At 65.1% G+C, this 21,395-nt stretch carries 16 protein-coding genes; 6 read left to right on the top strand and 10 right to left on the bottom strand.

Going from position 1 to position 21,395, the window contains the following annotated elements; translation table 11 throughout:
- Positions 1-53: 53 nt before the first annotated feature.
- Genes LB572_RS15335 through LB572_RS15325 form a run of 3 tightly spaced genes read right to left on the bottom strand, consistent with a single transcriptional unit; the run spans position 54 to position 4,193 of the window.
- Complete coding sequence (locus LB572_RS15335; protein WP_224668294.1) at positions 54-1,715, bottom strand: ABC transporter substrate-binding protein; 1,662 nt, start codon at positions 1,713-1,715, stop codon at positions 54-56.
- A gap of 18 nt (positions 1,716-1,733) precedes the next feature.
- On the bottom strand, positions 1,734-2,639 hold the full coding sequence (locus tag LB572_RS15330) for a proline iminopeptidase-family hydrolase (RefSeq protein WP_224668383.1): 906 nt from the start codon (positions 2,637-2,639) through the stop codon (positions 1,734-1,736).
- Between the two features lie 39 nt (positions 2,640-2,678).
- Positions 2,679-4,193, bottom strand: coding sequence for a leucyl aminopeptidase (locus tag LB572_RS15325; RefSeq protein ID WP_224668293.1), 1,515 nt, complete (start codon positions 4,191-4,193; stop codon positions 2,679-2,681).
- Between the two features lie 257 nt (positions 4,194-4,450).
- Between LB572_RS15325 and LB572_RS15320 the strand changes: the two genes are divergently transcribed.
- Positions 4,451-5,347 carry a LysR substrate-binding domain-containing protein gene (locus tag LB572_RS15320; RefSeq protein WP_140806628.1) on the top strand — a complete coding sequence of 299 codons (897 nt, stop codon included), beginning with the start codon at positions 4,451-4,453 and terminating at the stop codon, positions 5,345-5,347.
- A gap of 89 nt (positions 5,348-5,436) precedes the next feature.
- Here the strand turns inward: LB572_RS15320 and LB572_RS15315 are convergent, their stop codons facing one another.
- The gene (locus LB572_RS15315) at positions 5,437-5,703 is read right to left on the bottom strand and encodes a hypothetical protein (RefSeq protein ID WP_140806629.1); all 267 of its coding nucleotides are present in this window, start codon (positions 5,701-5,703) and stop codon (positions 5,437-5,439) included.
- Between the two features lie 311 nt (positions 5,704-6,014).
- On the opposite strand from LB572_RS15315, the gene LB572_RS15310 reads away from it, so the two are divergent.
- Positions 6,015-7,850, top strand: a complete 1,836-nt coding sequence (locus tag LB572_RS15310; RefSeq protein WP_140806630.1) for a monovalent cation:proton antiporter-2 (CPA2) family protein — start codon at positions 6,015-6,017, stop codon at positions 7,848-7,850.
- A gap of 10 nt (positions 7,851-7,860) precedes the next feature.
- Positions 7,861-8,409: a DUF924 family protein gene (locus LB572_RS15305; protein WP_224668292.1), complete on the top strand. Its 549-nt coding sequence runs from the start codon at positions 7,861-7,863 to the stop codon at positions 8,407-8,409.
- Positions 8,410-8,446: 37 nt separating this feature from the next.
- Here LB572_RS15305 and folK read toward each other — a convergent pair whose 3' ends face one another.
- From folK to folP, 3 genes are read right to left on the bottom strand one after another with little or no spacing between them, the layout of a single operon-like run.
- A complete protein-coding gene (gene folK, locus LB572_RS15300) occupies positions 8,447-8,959 on the bottom strand; it encodes a 2-amino-4-hydroxy-6-hydroxymethyldihydropteridine diphosphokinase (RefSeq protein WP_224668291.1) in 513 nt (170 codons plus the stop codon).
- The gene (folB, locus tag LB572_RS15295; protein WP_140642958.1) at positions 8,943-9,302 is read right to left on the bottom strand and encodes a dihydroneopterin aldolase; all 360 of its coding nucleotides are present in this window, start codon (positions 9,300-9,302) and stop codon (positions 8,943-8,945) included. The genes folK and folB overlap by 17 nt, the downstream gene beginning before the upstream one ends.
- Positions 9,303-9,304: 2 nt before the next feature.
- The gene (folP, locus tag LB572_RS15290) at positions 9,305-10,159 is read right to left on the bottom strand and encodes a dihydropteroate synthase (RefSeq protein WP_224668290.1); all 855 of its coding nucleotides are present in this window, start codon (positions 10,157-10,159) and stop codon (positions 9,305-9,307) included.
- An 84-nt stretch (positions 10,160-10,243) separates the two neighbouring features.
- Between folP and LB572_RS15285 the strand changes: the two genes are divergently transcribed.
- Both LB572_RS15285 and LB572_RS15280 read left to right on the top strand, forming a co-directional pair.
- On the top strand, positions 10,244-10,864 hold the full coding sequence (locus LB572_RS15285) for a DUF922 domain-containing Zn-dependent protease (protein ID WP_140806634.1): 621 nt from the start codon (positions 10,244-10,246) through the stop codon (positions 10,862-10,864).
- A gap of 207 nt (positions 10,865-11,071) precedes the next feature.
- Entirely contained in the window at positions 11,072-12,553 is a 1,482-nt protein-coding gene (locus LB572_RS15280) for an MDR family MFS transporter (protein WP_224668289.1), read from the top strand.
- Between the two features lie 81 nt (positions 12,554-12,634).
- Here LB572_RS15280 and LB572_RS15275 read toward each other — a convergent pair whose 3' ends face one another.
- The 3 genes from LB572_RS15275 to LB572_RS15265 all read right to left on the bottom strand — a co-directional run bounded on the left by LB572_RS15275 (position 12,635) and on the right by LB572_RS15265 (position 14,650).
- The gene (locus LB572_RS15275; protein ID WP_224668288.1) at positions 12,635-13,666 is read right to left on the bottom strand and encodes an NAD(P)/FAD-dependent oxidoreductase; all 1,032 of its coding nucleotides are present in this window, start codon (positions 13,664-13,666) and stop codon (positions 12,635-12,637) included.
- A gap of 90 nt (positions 13,667-13,756) precedes the next feature.
- Positions 13,757-14,077 carry a 2Fe-2S iron-sulfur cluster-binding protein gene (locus tag LB572_RS15270; RefSeq protein WP_042647743.1) on the bottom strand — a complete coding sequence of 107 codons (321 nt, stop codon included), beginning with the start codon at positions 14,075-14,077 and terminating at the stop codon, positions 13,757-13,759.
- A 204-nt stretch (positions 14,078-14,281) separates the two neighbouring features.
- A complete protein-coding gene (locus LB572_RS15265) occupies positions 14,282-14,650 on the bottom strand; it encodes an Hpt domain-containing protein (RefSeq protein WP_224668287.1) in 369 nt (122 codons plus the stop codon).
- A 301-nt stretch (positions 14,651-14,951) separates the two neighbouring features.
- On the opposite strand from LB572_RS15265, the gene LB572_RS15260 reads away from it, so the two are divergent.
- Complete coding sequence (locus tag LB572_RS15260; RefSeq protein ID WP_224668286.1) at positions 14,952-21,335, top strand: kinesin; 6,384 nt, start codon at positions 14,952-14,954, stop codon at positions 21,333-21,335.
- Positions 21,336-21,395: the final 60 nt, after the last annotated feature.

Here is a 21,395-nt window from a genome sequence, read left to right as displayed (position 1 = left end):
TGTGCCTTCCGCTTTTCGTTACTGCACCCAGGCCCTAACTGCACCCAGGCCCCTTACTGCACCCAGGACTGGGTGATAATCCAGTTGAACTGCGGGTTGAACTTGAAATTGCCGATGCGCTTGCCGACGAAATCAAGCCGCTTCGGCGTGAAGAGACCGACCGCCGGCGCCTTGTCGGTGACCTGCTTGTCGATTGCCGCCCACAATTTGTCGGCCGCCTTCTGGTCGGTCACGCCGAGATCCAGCGCCTTCTGCATCTGGGCGTCGATATCCTTGTCGCAGAAGCCCGAGATGTTGATCGAGGCGTCCGAGCCTTCGCGATAGGAAGCGCAGCTGAACAGGATGTTCAGGAAATCCGACGCCGCCGGGTAGTCCTTGTACCACTGGGTGACGGACATCTGCACTTTGTTGTTGGTGTTCTGGATATAGGTGAACTGCAGGTTGGACGAGATCGGCTTGACGTCGGCGACGTAGCCGATGCTGGTCAGCACGCTCTGCAGATAGACGCCGATCGACCGCGAGATGGCGGTATCCTCGACGATGATGGTCACCTTCTGGCCCTTGGTGCCCGATTCCTCGACGAGCTGCTTGGCCTTGTCGACATCCGGAGCCGACCATTTGGCGCCAGGGTTCTTGGTGAACGGGCAATAGTCCTCATGCCCGGGGAAATCCGGCGGCAGGACCTGGCAGACCGGCGAGGCCAGAACCTTGCCGCCGAACAGCTTGACCAGCGTGTTGCGGTCGACGGCAAAGGCGACGGCCTGTCGGGCCTTTTCATTGTCGAACGGAGCCATGCGGGTGTTGAGCGGCGCGTACCACCAGGCCGAAAGCGGTGAGATATGCAGCTGGTCCATGGACTTGCTGCCGAGCTCGCCAAGGCGGTCGCTGGGCAGCGCGTCGAACATCCAGTCCGCTTCGCCGTTCTGGATCGCCGTCACGGCCGCCTCTTCCGACAGGCCGAAATCATACTGCACGACGTCCGGATAGCCGTCCGGCTGGGCTTCCTCGCTCCACTGCTTGAAGTTGGGATTGCGGGAAACCGTCATGCCCTTGTTGGGATCGAAGGCCGAGATCATGTAGGGGCCGGTGCTGGGGATAGGCTTTGAGCCCATATCCTCCGTCGGCGTGTCCGCCGGCAGGATCACGGCATGCGGCAAGGCAAGCTTGTAGAGGATCTCGGCGTCCGGCTTGGTGAGATTGAGGGTGATCGTGCCGGCCGCCTCGTCGGCGACGACGCCGCCTTCCAGCGTGCAGCTCTTGGTGTCGGCCAGGCATTTGTCGGCGCCGACGATGCCGGCGTAGAAGGTGCCCGAGGTCGGGCCGGAAACCTTGAAGATGCGCTGGAAGGAGGCAACGACGTCCTTCACACCGAGGTCCTGGCCATTGGAGAACTTGATGCCCTTGCGCAGCTTGAAGGTGAAGGTCTTGCCGTCATTGCTGACCGTGGGCAGAGCCTCGGCCAGATCGGGAACGACGGAAAAGCCGTCGACGCCTTCGGCCTTTCGGAAGGTGACCAGGCCGTCATAGATCGGCTGGTACATCTGCCAGCCCTGGTCGGTGTAGTTGATGTGCGGGTCGAGCGTTCCGGCGGCCGATCGGGCGAGAAGGCGAATGGTGCCGCCGCGGTGCTCCTTGAGATATTCGGCCTGCGCCGGAGCCAGCCACGCGCCGGCCAGCAATGAAGCGGCCGAGGCCGCCAAAAGCAGTTTCTTCATGTGGTTATTCCCCTTTTCTCAGTTGTCGTTGTCGTTCAGGAAGTCGCCGACCACCCGCATGCAGGCCTCTTGCTCCTCGACATGCGGCATGTGGCTGGAGTGCTCGAATATCCGCCAGCGCGATCCCTTGATGCCGTCCTTGAAGGGCTGCACGGTCGCGGGCGTGGCTTCGTCGTAACGGCCGGAGACGAGAAGTGTGGGAACCTCGATGGCCGACAGTCGGTCGATGACGCTCCAGCTCTTCAGCGTGCCGATGACGTGGAACTCGTTCGGGCCATTCATCACATTGTAGACGGTCGGATTGCGCACGATCTGGGCGAAGGTCTCCGTCACCTCCGGCGGGAACGGCACGACCCGGCAGACATGCCGTTCGTAGAACCGCATCGTCGCTTCCTGGTAGGCCGGATCGTCCGTCGTGCCGGCCTGTTCGTGCTTGGTCAGCGTCTCCTGCACGTCCTTGGGCAGATCGGCGCGCAGCCGGTTGGCCTCCTCGACCCAAAGCTTCATGGAAGCCGGCGAGTTGGCGATGGTCAGCGACTTCAGGCCTTTCGGCCGGGTCACGCCATATTCGGCGCCCAGCATGCCACCCCAGCTCTGGCCGAGCACATGGAAGCCGCCGCGGATGCCGAGATGGTCGACGAGGTTTTCCAGCTCGTCGATGAAGAGCTGGGGCATCCAGAAATCGGCGTCCTTTTCCGGCAGCAAGGTGGAATTGCCGCAGCCCAATTGGTCGTAGTGGATGACGGCCCGGCCGCCCCTGGCAAGAAGCTTGTAGGCATCGACATAGTTGTGGGCGGCGCCCGGCCCGCCATGCAGGATCACCACCGGCGCCTTGCCGGCATCGAGTTCGCCGCTGATCCGATACCAGGTTTCATAGGCGCCAAAGCCGGCCCGACCTTCCTTGCTGACGATCTCGGACGGCATCCCGGTTCCCTGCTTGGTTGAAGACATTCTCGTTGTCGCCTAGTTCGCCGCCCGGCCGGATTGCACCCATTCTTCCAGCATCTGCACGCCGAAGGCCGTTGCGCCTTCCCGGCCCAGCGGCCGGTCCTTGTCGGCCAGTTCCTTGCCGGCAATGTCGAGATGCACCCAGGGGCGGTCCTCGGTGAAATTGCGCAGGAAGGCTGCGGCATAGGGCGCGTCGCCGTCCTCCATGTCCTTGGCGTGGTGGCGGATGTCGGCGAAAGGCGATTGCAGCCCCTCATCATAGGCCCGGTCGAGCGGCAGCTGCCAGAACCGCTCGCCGACCTTTTCTCCGGCCGCGATCATGCGCGAGGCGATGGTGTCGTCGGTGCTGAAAAGGCCGGCGAAGACCGAGCCGAGGCCGCGCATCACGGAATAGGTCAGCGTGGCCAGATCGACGATCACCGAAGGGTTGAAGCGCGAAGCGGCATAATAGAGGCAGTCGGCCAGGATGAGCCGCCCTTCCGCATCCGTGTCGAACACTTCCACGGTCTGCCCCGACGCCGTCGTGATGATGTCGCGCGGCTTGAGCGCGGTGCCGGACGGCATGTTCTCGGCAATGCCGAGCACGCCGACGGCATGCACCGGGCTGCCTTGCCGGGCGAGCGCGATCAACAGCCCGACCACGGCGGCCGCGCCGCCCATATCCGCCTTCATGTCGAACATCTGCTCGCCGCGCTTGATGCACAAGCCACCGGAATCGAAGCAGACGCCCTTGCCGACGAAAGCCAGCGGCTGCGCAGGAGCGCCCTTGCCCCGGTAGCGCAGGACCGCGACGCGCGGCGGTCGCGCCGAGCCGGAGCCGACGGCCAGGATCGCATTCATGCCGAATTCCTTCAGCCGCGCCATGTCGAGGATCTCGACATCGATGCCGGCCTCGCGCAGCGGCTCGAGGTGGTCGTGGAAATTGTCCGGGTGGAGATGGTTCGGCGGCAGGTTGACCAGCGTGCGCGCATATTCGACGCCATCGGCGATGGCGTTGGTCCGCGCCAGCGCCGCCTTCAGTCCCGGGCCGGCCGCGCCGATCAATTGCACCCGCAAGGTCCGGTCAGCCCCGGCTCCTTGCCGCCGGTTGCGCATGTCGAAACGATAGCGCCGCAGCCGCATGCCGAGCGCGACCCGCGCCAGGATTTCCGCCGCGGACAGGTCCACGCCCGCGATAGGGTCCAAGACGACAGTTGCCGCGCATTCGCCCTTGCCTTCCAGATGCGCTGCAAGCAGGCCGCCGGCCCGCGCCAGGGAAAGCGTGGTTACGGCCTCGGCCCTGCCCAAAGCCAGCACAACCACGCGCCTGGCGGACATTGCCTTGGGGGCGATGACGTCGACGCAGGTGCCGGATACGGAAAGCGCAGCCGGGTCGGAGCATGCGCGAGACAAGATCCCGTTCATCTCAGCATCGAGCGCCGTTGCCCGGGGGCCAAAACCGCCTTGAGCGGTTTGCAGGATCACGACGACGGAGGTTTCCGCTGAAATCTCGTCCGCCGCTTCAAAGACCGGCACCGGCGACTGAGGCATGAAGCTCGTTCTCCCATTTGCGGGGCGGCTCCTGCCAAGTCGTCTGCGTCACGCGCAAACTTCTCCCGCCACCGGACAAACCGAAGAGGCCGGTTCGCGCCGTTGGGGAAATGGTATCGGAGTACCCAAATAATTGTTTTCTGACGGCGACTTAGTCGCTCTTGCCATTTGGGTATCCCCGAACCGGCCAGGCGATCAAACGCCAATTTTGCCCAAGTCGATTGACAAAAACTCAACTGACAATTCATGATCGGCCAATGGCCCTGCCCTCGCTCAATGGCATGCGCGCTTTCGAGGCCGCCGCGCGTCTCGGCAGCATCAAGGATGCGGCGGAAGAGCTGCATCTGACGCCGTCGGCCGTCAGCCGTCACATCCGCGCGCTCGAGAGGAACCTTGGCCAGGACCTGTTCGAACGCGGCTTTCGCCAGATCACCCCGACCATCAGGGGCTCATATTACGCGCGCAGTCTTTCCGAGGCGTTCGAGGCCATCTGGCGCGCCACCGACGACGTCAGCTTCGTCCATGGCCATGGCAGGACCCAGCGCGTCAGGGTGCTCTGCGTGCCGGCGGTCCTGAACCTTTGGCTGGCGGACCGGCTGCCGAATTTCCGCAAGCTGCACCCGTCGGTGGACCTGGAGATCTCGACGTCCGGCAAGCGGGCCAACTTCGATTTGGCCATCGTCGACGAGTTCGTCTACAAGGCCGGCCCGGCCCTGACGTTGCTGATCCCGCTGGTCCTGACCCCGGTCTGCGCGCCCTCGCTGCTCGAAGGCCCGGTGCCGCTCAGAACACCCGCAGATCTGGTCAATCATCACCTGATCCACGAATGCGAGAGCATGCGCTGGCGGCGCTGGCTGGAGCAGGAAGGCGTTCTGGACACCACGCCGAAATCAAGCACGACGCTCGATGACTGCACCTTGATCATGCGCGAGGTGATAAACGGCGCGGGGATCGCTTTGGCCGACACCATGATGGCGCAGGACCTTCTGCAGCAAGGCAGGCTTGTCGCTCCGTTCAGCGCCCGCCACACCTATCCTGCCGGAATCTACCTGCATCAGCGCCGCAGCATCGGAAACAAGCCCGGCACCGGCATGTTCCAGGACTGGCTGCTCGCCGAGATCGCCGACCATAAGCAAACGATGGGTATCGCGTAGCGCATCCCGGCAAGGTGCCGGCCGAAGCGCCGCGCAAAAAAAGGCGGCGGCCGCCTGGCCACCGCCTTTTCCTTTGTCGACGGCTGCGCTCAACCCTTGATGGTGGCGGTCAGCTCGTCATAGGCCTTGCAGGCTTCGTCGAGCGTCGTCGCGCCCTGATACTTCGTCGTCACGGCCTGCACCTTGGCGGTCAGATCGGCAGCCTTGCTCGGATCCTTGGTGATGGCTTCCTGGAGGGCGGTGGCCATGTCCTGCGCCTTCTTGGCAGCGATTTCCTGCGTGCATTCCGGCCCCTTGGAGCAAGCGGAACCGGCCAGCGCCGCAACACCGACGGCAACGAGCAAAAACTTCTTCATGTCAGTCATCTCCTCAAAAAAGGCAGCCGCCCATCGCCGCTGCCTCCAATGGCCGAAGCCGAACGTGCCATAACCTCTGATTGTGGCGGCGCGCAACGACCGGGCCGTGTCAACTTGTGTAACGCGCTTGCAACAAGCGTTTGCCGCGGAGCCTGTTGCTTCGTAACCTCGTGGATGCCCCTGCTCTTCCAGCCAGTCTCCGCGCCCTTGCCTCTCGCTCCCGGGGCATGCAAGGAGTGCTTCTAATGCATGTCGCCCAGAAGTGTGCAGCTTCAGGCGACGCGCTTTAGAGCAATGGGATGACGACAGGCATGGCAGTTGAGGCGTCGAGCAGCGATCTGGTGCAGGTGGTGGCGCTGCTCGCCGCGGGCGTCGTCGCCGTGCCGATCTTCAAGCGCATGGGGCTGGGCTCGATCCTCGGCTATCTCGCCGCCGGCGTCGTCATCGGCCCGTTCGGGCTGCGCGTCTTTTCCGAATCGGAAGCGATCCTCCACGTCGCAGAGCTCGGCGTCGTCATGTTCCTGTTCATCATCGGCCTGGAGATGCAGCCGTCGCGGCTCTGGGGGCTGCGTCGCGAGATTTTCGGCCTGGGCGCATTGCAGGTCGGCGTCTGCGCGGTGCTTCTGACCCTGGTCGGATTGGCCGGAGGCTTTCCCATCGCGCAGTCCTTCGTCGCCGGCGCCGGCTTCGTGCTGACCTCGACGGCCATCGTCATGCAGTTGCTCGAAGAGCGCGGCGAGATCGCCACACCGAAAGGCCAGCGCATCGTCTCCATCCTCCTGCTCGAAGACCTGACGATCGTGCCGCTGCTCGCGCTGGTGGCGTTCCTCGCGCCTGGCGGCGCCGAGACCAGCCTTTCGGAGCGGCTGACCGAGGTCGGCATCGGCATCGCGGCGATCGTCGGACTGGTCGTGGCCGGCCGTTATTTGCTCAATCCGCTCTTCCGCATCCTGGCCGACGCCCGCGCCCGGGAAGTCATGACCGCCGCCGCGCTGCTCGTGGTGCTGGGGTCGGCCCTGGCCATGCAGCTCTCCGGCCTGTCGATGGCGATGGGCGCCTTCCTCGCCGGCGTGCTCCTGTCGGAATCGACCTTCCGCCACCAGCTCGAAGCCGATATCGAGCCGTTCCGCGGCATCCTGCTCGGCCTGTTCTTCCTCGCCGTCGGCATGTCGCTCGACCTCGGCGTCGTCGCGCAGAACTGGCGGCTCGTCGCCGTCTATGTCGTCGCCTACATGATCATGAAAGCGGTCGGCATCTACGCCGTCGCCCGCATTCTGAAAAGCAGCCACCGCGAGGCGCTCGAACGCGCCGTCTTCATGGCGCAGGGCGGCGAGTTCGCCTTCGTGCTTTACTCGTCCGCCGCCGCGGTCGGCATCATCGACGGCCAGGCCAACGCCACGCTGACCGCCATCGTCATCATCTCCATGGTGCTGACGCCCCTGGCGATCATAGCGCTGCGTTACCTCACCCCGCGTGACGAGCAGTCGCTCGATGGCGTCGACATCGCCGACGGCCTCACCGGCAACGTGCTGATCATCGGCTTCGGCCGTTTCGGCCAGATCGCCAGCCAGCCGCTGCTGTTGCGCGGGATGGATGTCTCGATCATCGACAACGAGGTGGAGATGATCCAGGCCGCGGCCGATTTCGGCTTCAAGGTCTATTACGGCGACGGCACAAGGCTGGACATCCTGCATGCGGCCGGCGCAGGGCGGGCCCGAGCGGTGCTGATCTGCGTCGACAAGCCGGACGCCGCCGTGCGCATCGCGCAGCTGATCAAGGCCGAATTCCCTTTGGTCACCATCCTGGCGCGCGCCTTCGACCGCGGCACCGCGCTGCAACTCGTGCGCGCCGGCGTCGACTATCAGCTGCGCGAGACCTTCGAATCGGCGCTGGTTTTCGGCGGCTCCGCGCTGGAAGCGCTGGGCGTCGATCCCGAAGAAGTCGCCGAAGTCATCGAGGATGTGCGGCGCCGTGACGAAGCGCGCTTCGAGACGCAACTGGCAGAAGGCGTGCGCGCCGGCCAGCGCTTCCTCAAGGGCAATATCGGCACGCCGATCCCGACGCCGCTCACGCAGCCACGCCGCGCCGGCCGGGCGTTGAACCAGGAAACCGCGGTCGTGCTGAACAACGCAGAGACCAAGAACTGAAGGGCAAGGCATGGCAGAACTCGATCCGCGAGCGCTTTCCGTTACGAAATTCTGGCGCGATGCCGGCGAGGACGCCTGGTTCGAGAAGAGCGACGCCTTCGACACGGATTTCCGCAATCGCTTCCTGGAGTTGCACTACGCCGCCGCGCGACGCGAATGCGACGACTGGAACGCTGATGCCGAAGGTTCGCTGGCGCTGATGATCCTGCTCGATCAATTCCCGCGCAACTGCTTCCGCGGCACCGGCCACATGTTCGCGACCGATCCGCTCGCCCGGCATTTTGCCGACAGGGCGATCGCCGCCGGCCATGACCTGGAAATGGAAGAACTGGTTCGCGTCTTTCTCTATTTGCCCTTCGAGCATTCCGAATTGCTCGCGGACCAGCAACGGTCGGTGGAACTCACGACCGCCAAGGCACCTGAATATCTGAAATATGCCGAGGAACACCTGGAGATCATCCGGCGCTTCGGACGCTTTCCGCATCGCAACCGGATGCTTGGCCGCGCGACGACCGCCGATGAGCGGGCATTTTTGGACGACGGCGGCTTTTCCGGCTAACCAGCAGGCTTTGGAGCAAGTCCAGGAAAATCCAAAATCAGCCCAGCCACCATTCGCGGCCGGACGGCAAGCGCTCGATACCCGAAATATCGACGGCGCCGAGCCGTTCCGACACGCTCCTGCCACTGATCGAAAGCCCGGGCGCGATCTCGGCCAGAGGCGCCAGCACGAAGGCGCGCTCCAGCATGCGCGGATGCGGCACTTCGAGCCCGGTCTCGTGGATCACCCGGTCGCCAAACACCAGGATGTCGATGTCGATAAGGCGCGGCCCCCAGCGCTCCTCGCGCACGCGTTTCAATCGCTTCTCGACATCGAGGCAGAGGTCGAGCAGCGCGCGCGGCGAAAGCGCCGTCTCGATCGCGGCGGCGGCGTTGAGGAAGTCGGGCTGGTCGAGCTTGCCCCAGGGCGGCGTGCGGTAAAGCGAGGAGACGGCGGTGACGCGCGTCGCGTCGTCGCCGTCCAGCAAACGCAATGCCGCGCCCATGGACTTCGCCGGGTCGCCGAGATTGCCGCCGAGACTGAGATAGACGGCGCTATTCTGGCCAGACAACGGTCACCTCGACATAATCGAGCACGCCCGGCACCGGGGCGTTCGGTTTGCGCACGGTAATCTCGGCCTTCCTGATCTGCGAGAACCGTGCGGTCAGCGCCTTCGCGACCTCCAGCGCCAGCGCCTCGATCAGGAAGCGGCGATGTCCGGTCACGATCTTCTCGATGACCGCGAAGGCGACGCCGTAATTCACGGTATCCTCGATGGAATCCTCCGTCAGCGGCCGGCTGGGTTCGACCGTCAGCTCGGCATCGACATAGAAACGCTGGCCAAGCGTCTCCTCCTCGTCCAGCACGCCGTGGCGGGCGAAGAAGGCGCAATTCTTCATACGGATGACGTACATGATCAGTGTCCGGGAGGGAGCTCGGTTTCGCGCGCCAGCATAGCATCGGTCACCGCCAGCGCATCCACGTTGATTGCGACATCGTGGACGCGAAACAGGTCGGCTCCTTTCAAGCGCAGGATGACGCTGGTGGCCGCCGTGCCGGCGGCCCGGTCGGCGGCCTCGCGCCCCGTCGCGTTGCCGATGAAGCGCTTGCGCGAGGTTCCCGCCATCAGCGGATAGCCAAGTGCCTGAAGTTCGGAAAACCGCGCCATCAGGTCGAGGTTCTCCTCCGCCGTCTCCTTGGCGAAGCCGAAGCCGGCATCGAGCACGATCTGGCTGTCGGCGACCTTGCCGGCGCGCGCGATCTCCAGCGATCTGCGCAGGAACAGCAACTGGTCCTCGATCACGTCGGGCAGCTTCTGCCGTTCGCGCCCGGTATGCATGATGACCAGCCCGGCGCTGGTCTCGGCGGCGACGCGCGCAATGCCGGGCTCGCGCTGCAGCCCCCAGACGTCGTTGACGATATGGGCGCCGGCGGCGACGCCAAGCCGCGCCGTGTCCTCGCGATAAGTGTCGACCGAGATCAGCGCCTCGCCGGACGCGGCGAGCGCCGCGATGACCGGCAGCACGCGCGCCTGCTCTTCCTCGGCGGAGATCGGGGCAAAACCCGGCCGGGTCGATTCCCCGCCGACATCGATGACGGCTGCGCCCTCTTCCACCATCCGGCGCGCCTGCGCCAGCGCCTTCTCAGGCGCGATGAACAGGCCGCCGTCCGAAAAACTGTCGGGCGTTACGTTGAGGATGCCGACGACGACCGCCTTCGGACCGAGGTCGAGATAGCGTCCATGCGCCAACTGCCATCGCCTTGTCGTCATCATCCATCAACCATGCGTGATCCGCGCGAAATCAATTCCGTTGCGCTGGCGACGGCCCTAAAGCAAGGTGCGTGAAGAGGCAATATGATGAACCGGTCCCTGCTCTGCGCCCTGATGCTCTCGCTCACCGCCATGCCGGCGGGCGCGGCCAATCTGGTGAAGACCTACAGCTATTTCAGTGTCGGCGGCCGCACGCTCGACGACATTCAGAACCAGCTTTCGAAGAACGGCCCCGAGGTGAAGAGCACCGGCTCGCGGCACCCGGGCGCCACGCAGATGGCCTTCACGACCCGCATCAGCTACGCGCAGAGCGCGCAATCCTGCCGTATCGCCGACGCCGCCGTCACCGTGAAGGTCAAGGTGATCCTCCCCGAATGGCGTCGCCCGCGCAAAGCCGATCCCGACGTGAGGCTGTTCTGGGACACGCTATCGGCCGACATCAAGCGGCACGAGGAGCGCCATGTCGAGATCGCCAAGAACCATGCGCGCCTGCTCGAGGATGCGCTGAAAGCCATCCCTGCGCAAAGGACATGCGAAGAGGCAAAGGCCAAGGCCGCCGCGATCCAGGCAGCCGAGCTCGCCAGGCACGATCAGGACCAGGTGCGCTTCGACCGCGTCGAGAGCGTCAATTTCGAAAGCCGTATCCTTCGCCTGATGCGCTACCGGATGCAGCGCGTCGAAGCCGGGCAACTGCCGCCGCCTTGACCTGAGGCAAGCCGTATCCGAGGCCAATTTCGCCCAAGCATGGTGCCAGACCGGGAAAACTTTCGAAGCGCGGTCGAAATCGGCCTATATCGGACGACATATAGCGGGTTCGAAACGCTCGAGCCGCTATCCACGATGAGAAATGACAGGCGCGCCCGGCCAGAGCCGTCTTGGCGCGCCAAGCATCAGCCTTTGAAAGAATGACGCATGGACCAGACCGTCGAGAACCAGGCGATGGCGCCGAAAGCCGCGCCGATGAGCGAGAGCGAGAAGAATACCATCATCGGCGGCGTGCTGTTGTCGATGCTGCTGGCGGCGCTTGACCAGACCATCGTAGCCCCCGCCCTGCCGACGATCGCGCGCGCGCTCGGCCATGCCGAGTACCTGCCATGGATCGTCACCGGCTATCTTTTGACCGCGACGGCGGTGGCGCCCCTCTACGGCAAGATTTCCGATGTCTATGGACGCCGGCCGGTCATCCACGCCGGCATCCTTATCTTCCTGCTCGGGTCGCTGGTCAGCGCCCTCGCGCCCAACATGCTGGTGCTGGTCATCGGCCGCGCCATCCAGGGCGCCGGCGGCGGCGGTCTCTTCGCGCTGGCCCAGACGGTCATCGGCGATCTCGTGCCGCCGCGCGAGCGCGCCCGCTACGCGGCCTGGATCTCCGGCACCTGGGCGGTGGCCAGCGTCGCCGGTCCGCTGCTCGGCGGCGTCTTTGCCGAGCATTTGCACTGGTCGTTGATCTTCTGGATCAACCTGCCGATCGGCATCCTGGCCATGGCCATCGTCAACAACCCGCTGAAGAAGCTGCCGATCGCGGCCAAGCATCACCGCATCGACGGGTTGGGGGCGGTGCTCCTGGTCGTCGCGACAGCGCTGCTGCTTCTGGCGCTCAGCTGGGGCGGCAGCACCTATCCCTGGTTCTCATCGCAGATCCTCGGATTGGTGGCCTGCTCTGCCGTATTCTGGTTCTTCTTCGCGCTGAGGCTGCAGCGGGCGGCCGAGCCTTTGGTCTCGCTCGAAGTGCTGGGCAACCCGATCGTGCTTGCCGGCACACTGTCGATGTTCCTGCTGCAGGCCGCCAATATCGGCGCGTCGGTCTACCTGCCGGTCTATCTGCAATCGGTCGTCGGGCTTTCGGTGAGCGAATCCGGCACGGCGATGCTCGGCCTGCTGCTCGGCACGGTTGCCGGCGCCGCCTTCAGCGGCCGCATGATCCCACGCTTCGTCCACTACAAGCGCATCGCCATGATCGGCATCAGCCTGGCGATCGTCTGTATAGGCGTGCTCAGTGCCATTGCGGGACACGCCTCGCTTCTCGAAGTCGAAATCCTGACGACGCTGATCGGCCTGGGCAGCGGCACGACATTCCCGGTCGCCACGGTCTCGGTCCAGAACGCGGTCGACCGCGCGCATCTCGGCGTCGCGACGGGCGTGCTGACCTTTCTGCGCACGCTGGGCGGCGCGCTGGGCGTCGCCATGCTTGGCGCCGTTGCGCTTGGCTATGGCCTGCCCTTAGCCGCCGAAGGTTCGCAGACGCATATCCCGCTGACATCGGCGATGCCGTTCGTGATGATCTTCCTCACCGCCGGCATCACGCTTGTCCTGACGCTGATCACGCTGGCCCTGATGCCCGAAAAGGAACTGCGCGGCGCCGACGAACACGCCGCGCCCGTGCTCGCGGAGTAGATCGCTTGAAGGTGTGTTGAGATTCAGGTCAGCGCAGGAAGCTGCCGTTCGCAGGCCGGCGTCACTTGAATCTCAATACCCTCAGTCGTGGACGCCGAGCTTCTTCTGCAAGCTCGTCGACGAGGTCGTGTACTGGAAAACGATGCGCTCGCCCGGGCTGACGATGCGCTTGGCTGCCTGGGCCATCAGCGCCACCTCATGGAAGCCCGACAGGATCAGCTTCAGCTTGCCGGGATACCAGTTGATGTCGCCGACCGCAAAGATACCCTGGATCGAGGTCTGAAACTTCTCGGTGTCCACCGGAATCAGGTTCTCGTTGAGGTTAAGGCCCCATTCGGCAATCGGCCCGAGCTTCATGGTGAGGCCGAAGAACGGCAGCATGCGGGTGCATGGCACCTCGACGTCGCCGTCCGGGCCGCCCTTGATGGTCGCCGATGCAAGCTGGCCGTCGGCGCCGGCAAGGGCGCTGACCTGACCGACCAGGAATTCAAGCTGCTTCATTTCCTGCATGGCGTACATTTTGTTGACGCTGTCGGGCGCGGCCCGGAATTCCGGGCGGCGATGGACCAGCGTCACGCTTTTGGCGATCGGCTGCAGGTTGAGCGTCCAGTCGAGCGCCGAATCGCCGCCGCCGACGATGACCAGGTCGTGGCCGCGGAATTCCTCCATGCGCCGGACGGAATAAAAGACGCTCTTGCCTTCATAAGCCTCGATGCCCGGAATGGGCGGGCGCTTGGGCTGGAACGAGCCGCCGCCGGCCGCGATCACCACCACCTTGGCCTCGAACAGCTCGCCTTCGTCGGTGGCGACGCGAAAGGTGCCGTCCTCGAGCTTTTCCAGGCTCGACACCATGCGGTTGAAGGTGAATTCAGGCTTGAACGGATGGATCTGTTCCATCAGCTTGTCGACAAGACCCTGGGCCGAGATCGTGGGCCAGCCCGGAATGTCGTAGATCGGTTTTTCCGGGTAGAGCTCCGCGCACTGCCCGCCGGGCCGGTCGAGAATGTCGATGAGATGGCACTTCATGTCGAGCAGGCCGAGCTCGAACACGGCGAACAGGCCGACCGGCCCTGCCCCGACAATGAGAACGTCCGTTTTGATGGTATCGGTCATGCGCTGCGCCCCATTGGGAAATGGTGCGAGACTGCATGAGCGCTGGCCTGCTGCCAAGCAGCCAGCGTGAAAGAAATTGGGAGGTCGGCTTTAACCCTGGCGTTCGGGGACCCGAACAACCAAGCCATCGAGGGCGTCGCGCACCTTGATCTGGCAGGACAGGCGCGAATTCGGCTGGACGTCGTAGGCGAAGTCCAGCATGTCCTCTTCCATCGCCTCCGGTTCGCCGACCTCGGCCGTCCATGCCTCATCGACATAGACATGGCAGGTCGCGCAGGCGCAGGCGCCACCGCATTCGGCTTCGATGCCGGGCACCGCGTTGCGGATCGCGTTTTCCATGACGGTCGAGCCGTTCTCGGCCTCCACGTCAAATCGGGTCCCGTCATGGGCGATGTAAGTCAGCTTGGTCATTAAAGTCACCTGAGGAGTCGCAGCCGAGATAATCACTCCACCGGACAAGTCAACTGCGGCGCGAAAGCGCCACGAAATGACGTTTTTCAAAAAGGTGGATGCTAGAGCAATTCCAGGAAAAGCGCGGAGGGGTTTTCCGTCCGGAATTGCGTAGAAATTAAAGAGCTGGATTGAGTCAGCGATTCCACGAAACGCTGAACCGCTCTAGCGGCTGATGCCGGCGATGAAATCGCGGACTTCCTCGATCAGCGTGCCCAGCCGCTTGAGCGCGCGGAAATCTTCCGGCTGCTTTTCGATGATCGCCGCGCATTCGGCGACCGCAAAGGCGCCGATGCCGCGGGCCGAGCCCTTCAAGCCATGCGCCAGCAGAACCCTTTGCCTGGCGTCGGCGCCGACGATCTGGTCGCGGACGGTGAGCGACTGGTGCACGAACAGCGCCAGCACTTCCCGCTCGAGGTCGCGGTCCCCCATCGTCTGACGAGCCAGATGGCCGAGATCCACAGGTCGGGCTCCAGCCGTTCCGGAGGCGTCCCCCCCCGGCATCGAGAACGCAATACCACTTTCGCCACGCATACGCACTGCAACTCCATCAAGCGGGCAGACGAGCCCAAGAAAATAGGCGACTCCAGTCGCCAACGGGTTAACGATTGCAGGGGAAAAATGTTGTCACGGAGGCGGCCGCATCACGCTTGCGTTAACCTTATATTTAAAGTTTTACGTATCGCCCGGAATGCATGTTTTCTTTACCCCAGTGTGTCATTACGATACGAAGGTCCATTTTTCAGCCTCCTGCTCGGGATAGACAAGCCAAAATCGGGCCAGAATCAGGCCAAAATCATAAGTCCCGCGGCAGCTAGTACAGGGTAGCGAAGGCATGGCTAAGAAACCAACGACGACCAAGTCTCTCGACAGCGACGTAGCCGCGGAACTGGAAAAGGCGCTCGACCTTGACCTCAACGGCGACGACGGCGGCCTCGACATGGCGGCGTCGATGGAAGACCTCGAAGCGCAGATTTCGGCGGCGGCCGACGAGCTGGCGCGCGAAGGTCGCAGCCAGCGGACGGCGCCGGCAAACAATCCCCAGCCGCCCAAGGCGCCCGCGGCCAAGCCAGCCGAATTGCGTCCTGTCGAGCCGCGCAGCGGACAGCCGGCCGGCTTCACGCCCGCCAATGACGACCGCCAGAAGGACTACAAGACGCTGCTGCACAGCCTCAACCGCCGTGCGTCGAGCACCGTCTACTGGGTGATCGCCTTTATCTCGCTGGCCTGGATCGCCGGCGCCGGCGGCCTGGCCAACCTGTTGTTCGGCCCCGGCATCTGGAAGATCCGCACCTTCGACCAGTTCTTCGCCCGCCCCGAGCTGATCGGCCTGGCGGTCGCCGCGATCGTTCCCGTCATCCTGTTCTGGGCCTTCGCCACCATGATCCGGCGCGCGCAGGAAATGCGCATCGCCGCGCAATCCATGACCGAGGTCGCCTTCCGCCTGGCGGAGCCGGAAAACCTTGCCCAGGACCGTGTCATGATGATCGGCCAGGCCGTTCGTCGCGAGGTGGCGGCCATGGGCGAAGGCATCGAGCGCACCCTGGCCCGCGCGGTCGAGCTCGAAACGCTTGTCCACGGCGAAGTCAACCAGATCGAACGCTCCTACTCCGAGAACGAGGCCCGCATCCGTTCGCTGGTCGACGGTCTCGGCAGCGAGCGCGAAGCGGTCGTCACGCATGCCGAGCGCGTGCGCGCCTCGATTGCCAGCGCGCACGAGACGCTGCGCGACGAGATCGGCTCGGCCAGCGACATCATCCGCGACTCCATCCTCAACGCGTCGACCAAGCTGTCGATGACGATCAACAATTCCGGCGACACGCTGATCGACCGCATCAATGAAAGCTCGACGTCGATCTTCGATTCCGTGGAATCGCGCCTGGACAACATCACCGACCGGCTTTCGACCTCCGGCGAGGCTTTCGCAAGCCTGCTCGACACCCGTATCGCCAAGCTGACCGACACCACGGACGGCCTGACGCGCTCGCTGACCGACCTGCTCGACGACCGCACCCATGGCATGGTCTCGCTGCTCGGCGGCGCGGCGCGCACCTTGAGCTCGGAATTCGAGGCGAGCCTTAGCGGCATCGAGCGGACGCTGGCCGAACGCGGCCAGGCCCTGATCAGCGAATTCCAGACCCGCGCCGAGGCGCTCGACACCGGCACGCAGAAGCTCAACGCCGCCCTCGAGGCGCGCGCGCGCCAGATCAACGAGACGATGGTGGAGCGCGCGAAGGAAATCGCTCACGCCTTCGCGGAGAGCAAGGACACGCTGTCGTCGATGATCGATCAGGGCAAGACCCAGATCGGCGCCGACATGGCCGACATCATCTCGTCCACCTCCTCCATGCTCGAAGCCCGCGCCACCGACTTCGCCGGCCGCATGGAAGCGGCCCGGCATGTGGTGTCGCGCTCCTTCGATTCCGATATCCAGCGGCTTGCCAACGCCCGTGTCGGCATCGAGGAAGCCGTCGAGAATCACAGCCGCGCGCTCTCCGAGAGCCGCGAACGTATGGCCACGGCCATGCAGGCTGATCTGGCGAAATTCGCCGAGGGCCGTGTGGCGATCGATGCCGCCGTCACCAACCAGGTGCAGAAGCTGGCGGAAGGCCGCGGCCTGATCTCGCGCGCGCTGGAAGAAGACCTGCGCAAGGTCAACGAGTCTCGCGCCGCCATCGATGCGTCGCTGGGTGGCCACCTGGAGCAGCTCGAGGAAGGCCGCAATCGCCTGTCTCAGGCCTTGAACGAAGACTCCGGCAGACTCGTCCAAGCCCGTACGATGATTGATGAAATGGTCGCAGGCCACGTCGGGAAGCTGGCCGAGGGCCGCAACATTCTGGCGCGCGCGCTGGAGGCAGATCTCGGCAAGCTCGCCGACAGCCGCGCTTCGGTCGATGGCCTCGTCGCCGGTCAGGTCGAGAAGATCGCCGAGGGCCGTGCCGTGCTCGCCAAGGCGCTCGAAACCGACATCATCGGCATCAGGAACCTGATCGAGACCCACTCGACCAAGCTCGCCGAGGATCGCGGCGAACTCAGCCGCGCGCTCGAAAACGATCTGAGCGGCATCCGTGGCCTGATCGACAGCCACGCAGGCAAGCTCGCGGACGACCGCGGCCTGCTCTCGCAGACGCTGGAGGCCGACCTCGCCAAGCTCGCCGAAAGCCGAGCCTCGATCGACGGCCTGGTCGCCGGCCAGGTCGAGAAGCTCGCCGAAGGCCGCGATATCCTCAAGCGCGCGCTGGAGGCGGACCTCAACACCATCAAGGGTGCCATTGCGGGACACTCGGACAAGGTGCTGGAGGATCGCGCCCAGCTCTCGAAAGCGCTCGACGCCGACCTGCAGACGGTCAGCGGCGCCATCGCCGATCACCAGAACAGGCTCGCGCAGGATCGCTCGACTTTGTCGAGGGCCTTGCAGGATGACCTCCAGAATGTAAGCGGCGCTATCGCCGACCATCAGAATAGGCTCGTCCAGGACCGTTCGGTGCTGTCGAAGTCGTTGGAGGACGATCTCGCCAAGCTGGCCGAAAGCCGCTCCAGCATCGATGGGCTGGTCGCCGGCCAGGTCGAGAAGCTCGCCGAGGGCCGCGATATCCTCAAGCGCGCGCTGGAGGCCGACCTCAACACCATCCAGGGCGCGATCGTCGATCATTCGCAGAAGATCACCGGCCACCGCGCCGAGCTTTCGCGTGCGCTTGACGCCGATATGGCCAATGCCAACGGCCTCATGCAGACCCATGCCGACCAGCTGTTGCAGAACCGCGCCACGCTGTCCAAGGCGCTCGAGGACGATCTTGCCAAGCTCGCCGAGAGCCGCTCCGGCATCGACGGCCTGGTGTCTGGCCAGGTCGAGAAGCTCGCGGAAGGCCGCGACATCCTCAAGCGCGCGCTGGAAGCCGACCTCGCCAAGCTCGCCGAAAGCCGTGCCTCGATCGACGGCCTTGTCGCCGGCCAGGTCGAGAAGCTCGCCGAAGGCCGCGACCTGCTCACGCGCGCTCTTGAAGCCGACCTCGCCAAGCTCGCCGAAAGCCGTTCCGGCATCGACGGCCTTGTCGCCGGCCAGGTCGAGAAGCTCGCCGAGGGCCGCGACGTGCTCACGCGTGCTCTTGAAGCCGACCTCGCCAAGCTTGCCGAAAGCCGTTCAGGCATCGACGGGCTGGTCGCCGGCCAGGTCGAGAAGCTCGCCGAAGGCCGCGATATCCTCAGGCGCGCCCTCGAAGCCGACCTCCAGAAGCTGACCGAGAGCCGCTCGGAGATCGACGACGTCATCGCCGGCCATGTCGGCAAGCTGTCCGAGGGCCGCAACATGCTTGCCAAGGCCCTGGAGGACGATCTCGTCAAGCTCGCCGACGCGCGCAAGGACGTCGATCGTTCGGTTTCCGGGCATATCGACCAGATCGCCGCCAGGAGCACCGACATCTCGGCGGCGATTGCCGCCGACGTCGAGAAGATCGAGCAGGCCTTCAGCCGGCAGACCGGTGTGATCGAAGAACGCGCCGGCACCATGGAACGTGCGCTGTCGACGGGTGTCGACAATGTCCGCGGCGTGTTGGAGAAGACCGCGGTCTTCGTCGCTGGCGCGCTGCGCGACAAGGTCATGGAGGTCACCAGCACGCTGCACGAGCAGGCGGGTGCTGCCTTCAGCGACGCCGATCGCAAGATCGCCGAACGGGCCGAGCAGACGTCCGCCGCGCTGCTTTCCAGGGCCGAGGACATTGCCCAGGCCTTCGAGGCAGCGGACCGCCGCCTGCACGAGCGTGCCCAGGATACGTCCAACATGCTGATGGCGCGCGCCGACGATGCGTCCAACGCGATGATGGCCCGCGTCGAGGAAACCGCCGACAAGCTGGCCACGCGCGCCGGCGAGATCGCCAACACCTTCGACACAGCCGACCAGAAGCTGGTTGCCCGCGCCGTCGAAACGGCGCAGTCGTTGGCCGCCCGCGCCGGAGACATCCTGCGTAACTTCGAGGGTGCCGACGAGCGGCTGTCGGTACGCATCACGGAATCGGCCGAAGCGCTGGCCGCCCGCGCCTCCGATCTCGGCCGCATCTTCGACGGCGCCGACCAGCAGCTTATGTCGCGCATCGCCGAGGGTTCGGAAGCGCTTTCGGCCCGCGCCGGCGAAATCGGCCGCATCTTCGACGACGCCGACAACCGCTTGGTGTCGCGCATCGCCTCGAGCACCTCGACCATCGGCGAGCATGCCGACACGATCGTCGGCGCCTTCACCGCCACCGAGCAGCGTGTCGCCGACCGTGCCCGCCAGACCGGTCAGGAGCTTGCCGTGCATGCCCGCGAGATCGAGCAGGCGCTGGCCGGCGCCGACGAGCGGCTTGCTGCAAGTGCCACGGCCGCCGCCGCACGCGTGGAGGACCAGGTCGCGAGCGTGGAAAGCCGCCTCGCCTACACCGCCGAGACCATGGGCCAGAAGCTCAACGAGCAGGTCTCCAGCGCCGAGGCCCAGCTCATCTCGCGCGCCAATGTCATCGCGGAGACCTTCACGGCGGTCGGCCAGCATATCGGCCAGAGCACCAATGAGGCCGCGCGCACGATCGGCGCCAACACCCGCGAGCTCAACACCATGCTTGCGGCACGTTCGGCCGAGATGGCGAAAATCCTCGACGAGACGGCCAAGCCGCTGGTCGAGCGCTTCGCCCAGGGCGGCTCGGAATTGCAGCGCAGCATGGAAGAGGTCACCGAACGGGCGGCCGAGAAGCTGCGCAGCGAAAACACCAACCTCGTCAACGCCCTGGCCAGCCGCACGGCCGAGACGCTGTCGGCCGTCGAAGGCGCCCGCTCGTCGCTCGCCGACAGCGTGGCCGATCTCATCGGCCGCATGACGACCTCCAGCGCGCAGCTCGGCCAGTTGATCGAGCAGGCAGCCGTCAACCTCGGCCAGGTCGAGGAGCGGCTCTCGGGCAGCACGCAGAGCTTCGCCACGACCACGGAGAAGGCCGCCCAGACCTTCGCCAGCTCGGCGCGTCTCGTCGATTCCAACACGACGCGGCTCACCGACCTGTCCTCGGCGACGCTGCGCGAGGTGGCTTCGATCGCGACCAAGTTCGACGAACACAGCCGGCTGCTGTCCAGCGCCTCTAACCTGCTCAGCTCCGCGCAGAGCAATCTCGAACACACGCTGGAGCGTCAGTCCTCGCTGGAAGACCTCGCCGTCGGCCTGGTCAAGAAGTCGGAAGACCTCGAGAAGGTGATGCGCTCCTTCGAAAGCCTCGTAGGCCAGACGATGCAGACCGCGGAGGGCCGCACGATGGAATCGGCGGAAAAGATCCGCACCGCCATCGCCGAGGTCGTCGATTCGGCGACGCGTCGCTTTGCCGACGCCACCGAGGAGATGCGCCGCACGGCGGGCTCGATCAAGAGCGAGCTCGACCTGACCCGCGCCGAACTGAAGAAGGGCGTCATCGAGATGCCGGAAGAGGCCAAGGAATCCACCTCGGCCATCCGTCGCGCTGTCGCCGAACAGATCAATGCGCTCAAGGAACTGTCGGATATCGTTGCGAAATCCGGCCGCAGCGGCAGCAGCGAACAGGGCGAACCGCGCGGTCTGCGCCCTGCTCCGCAGGCACCGGCCCGCGCCGCCGAGCCGCCGCTGCGCCGTCCGCCGGCCCCGCAGCCGCAGCCTCAGCCGCAACCAACGGCTCGCGCTCCACAGGCGCCGCTCGCGGAGACCACTTTGCGCGGCACGCTCGACCTGGAGCGTCCCGCCGAAGCGCCGCGCCGCGACCCGAACGGCAAGCCGCCGCAGGGCGGCTGGGTGCGCGACCTCCTGACCAACGCCTCGCGCGAGGAAGAGCTGCGGCCCGCAGCGCCGGCGGAAGCGCCGCGCGCGACCCCTGCCCAGCGCTCGCCGCTGCATGTCATGGAGTCGCTCAACTCGCTCTCCGTCGACATCGCCCGGGCCATCGACCATGACGCCTCGATCGAGCTGTGGAACCGCTACCGGCGCGGCGAGCGCGACGTCTTTACGCGTCGCCTCTACACGCTGAAGGGTCAGCAGACCTTCGACGAGATCCGCCGCAAGTACCAGGCCGAGGTGGAATTCCGCACCGCGGTCGATCGCTACTGCGAGGATTTCGAGAAGCTGCTCAAGGATGTTTCGCGCAACGACCGCGACAACATCATGGCGCAGACCTATCTGACGTCCGACACCGGCAAGGTCTACACCATGCTGGCCCACGCCAGCGGCCGGTTGCACTGAGGTCGCGCCAAGCAGGTCGGAACGAAAAAGGCGGGCCTCGGCCCGCCTTTTTCATGTCCA

It is taken from the genome of Mesorhizobium sp. BH1-1-5 (assembly GCF_020165615.1).
Taxonomy (GTDB): domain Bacteria; phylum Pseudomonadota; class Alphaproteobacteria; order Rhizobiales; family Rhizobiaceae; genus Mesorhizobium.
This window is presented reverse-complemented; position numbering and strand designations above follow the sequence as displayed.

What these genes read in the sequence shown, in the direction of transcription:
- folP (WP_224668290.1), bottom strand. Translation starts at nt 10,159, where the DNA reads ATGACGACAAGGCGATGGCAGTTGGCGCATGGACGCTATCTCGACCTC.
- LB572_RS15315 (WP_140806629.1), bottom strand. Translation starts at nt 5,703, where the DNA reads ATGAAGAAGTTTTTGCTCGTTGCCGTCGGTGTTGCGGCGCTGGCCGGT.
- LB572_RS15310 (WP_140806630.1), top strand. Translation starts at nt 6,015, where the DNA reads ATGGCAGTTGAGGCGTCGAGCAGCGATCTGGTGCAGGTGGTGGCGCTG.
- LB572_RS15325 (WP_224668293.1), bottom strand. Translation starts at nt 4,193, where the DNA reads ATGCCTCAGTCGCCGGTGCCGGTCTTTGAAGCGGCGGACGAGATTTCA.
- LB572_RS15260 (WP_224668286.1), top strand. Translation starts at nt 14,952, where the DNA reads ATGGCTAAGAAACCAACGACGACCAAGTCTCTCGACAGCGACGTAGCC.
- LB572_RS15285 (WP_140806634.1), top strand. Translation starts at nt 10,244, where the DNA reads ATGATGAACCGGTCCCTGCTCTGCGCCCTGATGCTCTCGCTCACCGCC.
- LB572_RS15270 (WP_042647743.1), bottom strand. Translation starts at nt 14,077, where the DNA reads ATGACCAAGCTGACTTACATCGCCCATGACGGGACCCGATTTGACGTG.
- folB (WP_140642958.1), bottom strand. Translation starts at nt 9,302, where the DNA reads ATGTACGTCATCCGTATGAAGAATTGCGCCTTCTTCGCCCGCCACGGC.
- LB572_RS15265 (WP_224668287.1), bottom strand. Translation starts at nt 14,650, where the DNA reads ATGCGTGGCGAAAGTGGTATTGCGTTCTCGATGCCGGGGGGGGACGCC.
- LB572_RS15335 (WP_224668294.1), bottom strand. Translation starts at nt 1,715, where the DNA reads ATGAAGAAACTGCTTTTGGCGGCCTCGGCCGCTTCATTGCTGGCCGGC.
- LB572_RS15320 (WP_140806628.1), top strand. Translation starts at nt 4,451, where the DNA reads ATGGCCCTGCCCTCGCTCAATGGCATGCGCGCTTTCGAGGCCGCCGCG.
- LB572_RS15305 (WP_224668292.1), top strand. Translation starts at nt 7,861, where the DNA reads ATGGCAGAACTCGATCCGCGAGCGCTTTCCGTTACGAAATTCTGGCGC.
- LB572_RS15280 (WP_224668289.1), top strand. Translation starts at nt 11,072, where the DNA reads ATGGACCAGACCGTCGAGAACCAGGCGATGGCGCCGAAAGCCGCGCCG.
- LB572_RS15330 (WP_224668383.1), bottom strand. Translation starts at nt 2,639, where the DNA reads ATGCCGTCCGAGATCGTCAGCAAGGAAGGTCGGGCCGGCTTTGGCGCC.
- LB572_RS15275 (WP_224668288.1), bottom strand. Translation starts at nt 13,666, where the DNA reads ATGACCGATACCATCAAAACGGACGTTCTCATTGTCGGGGCAGGGCCG.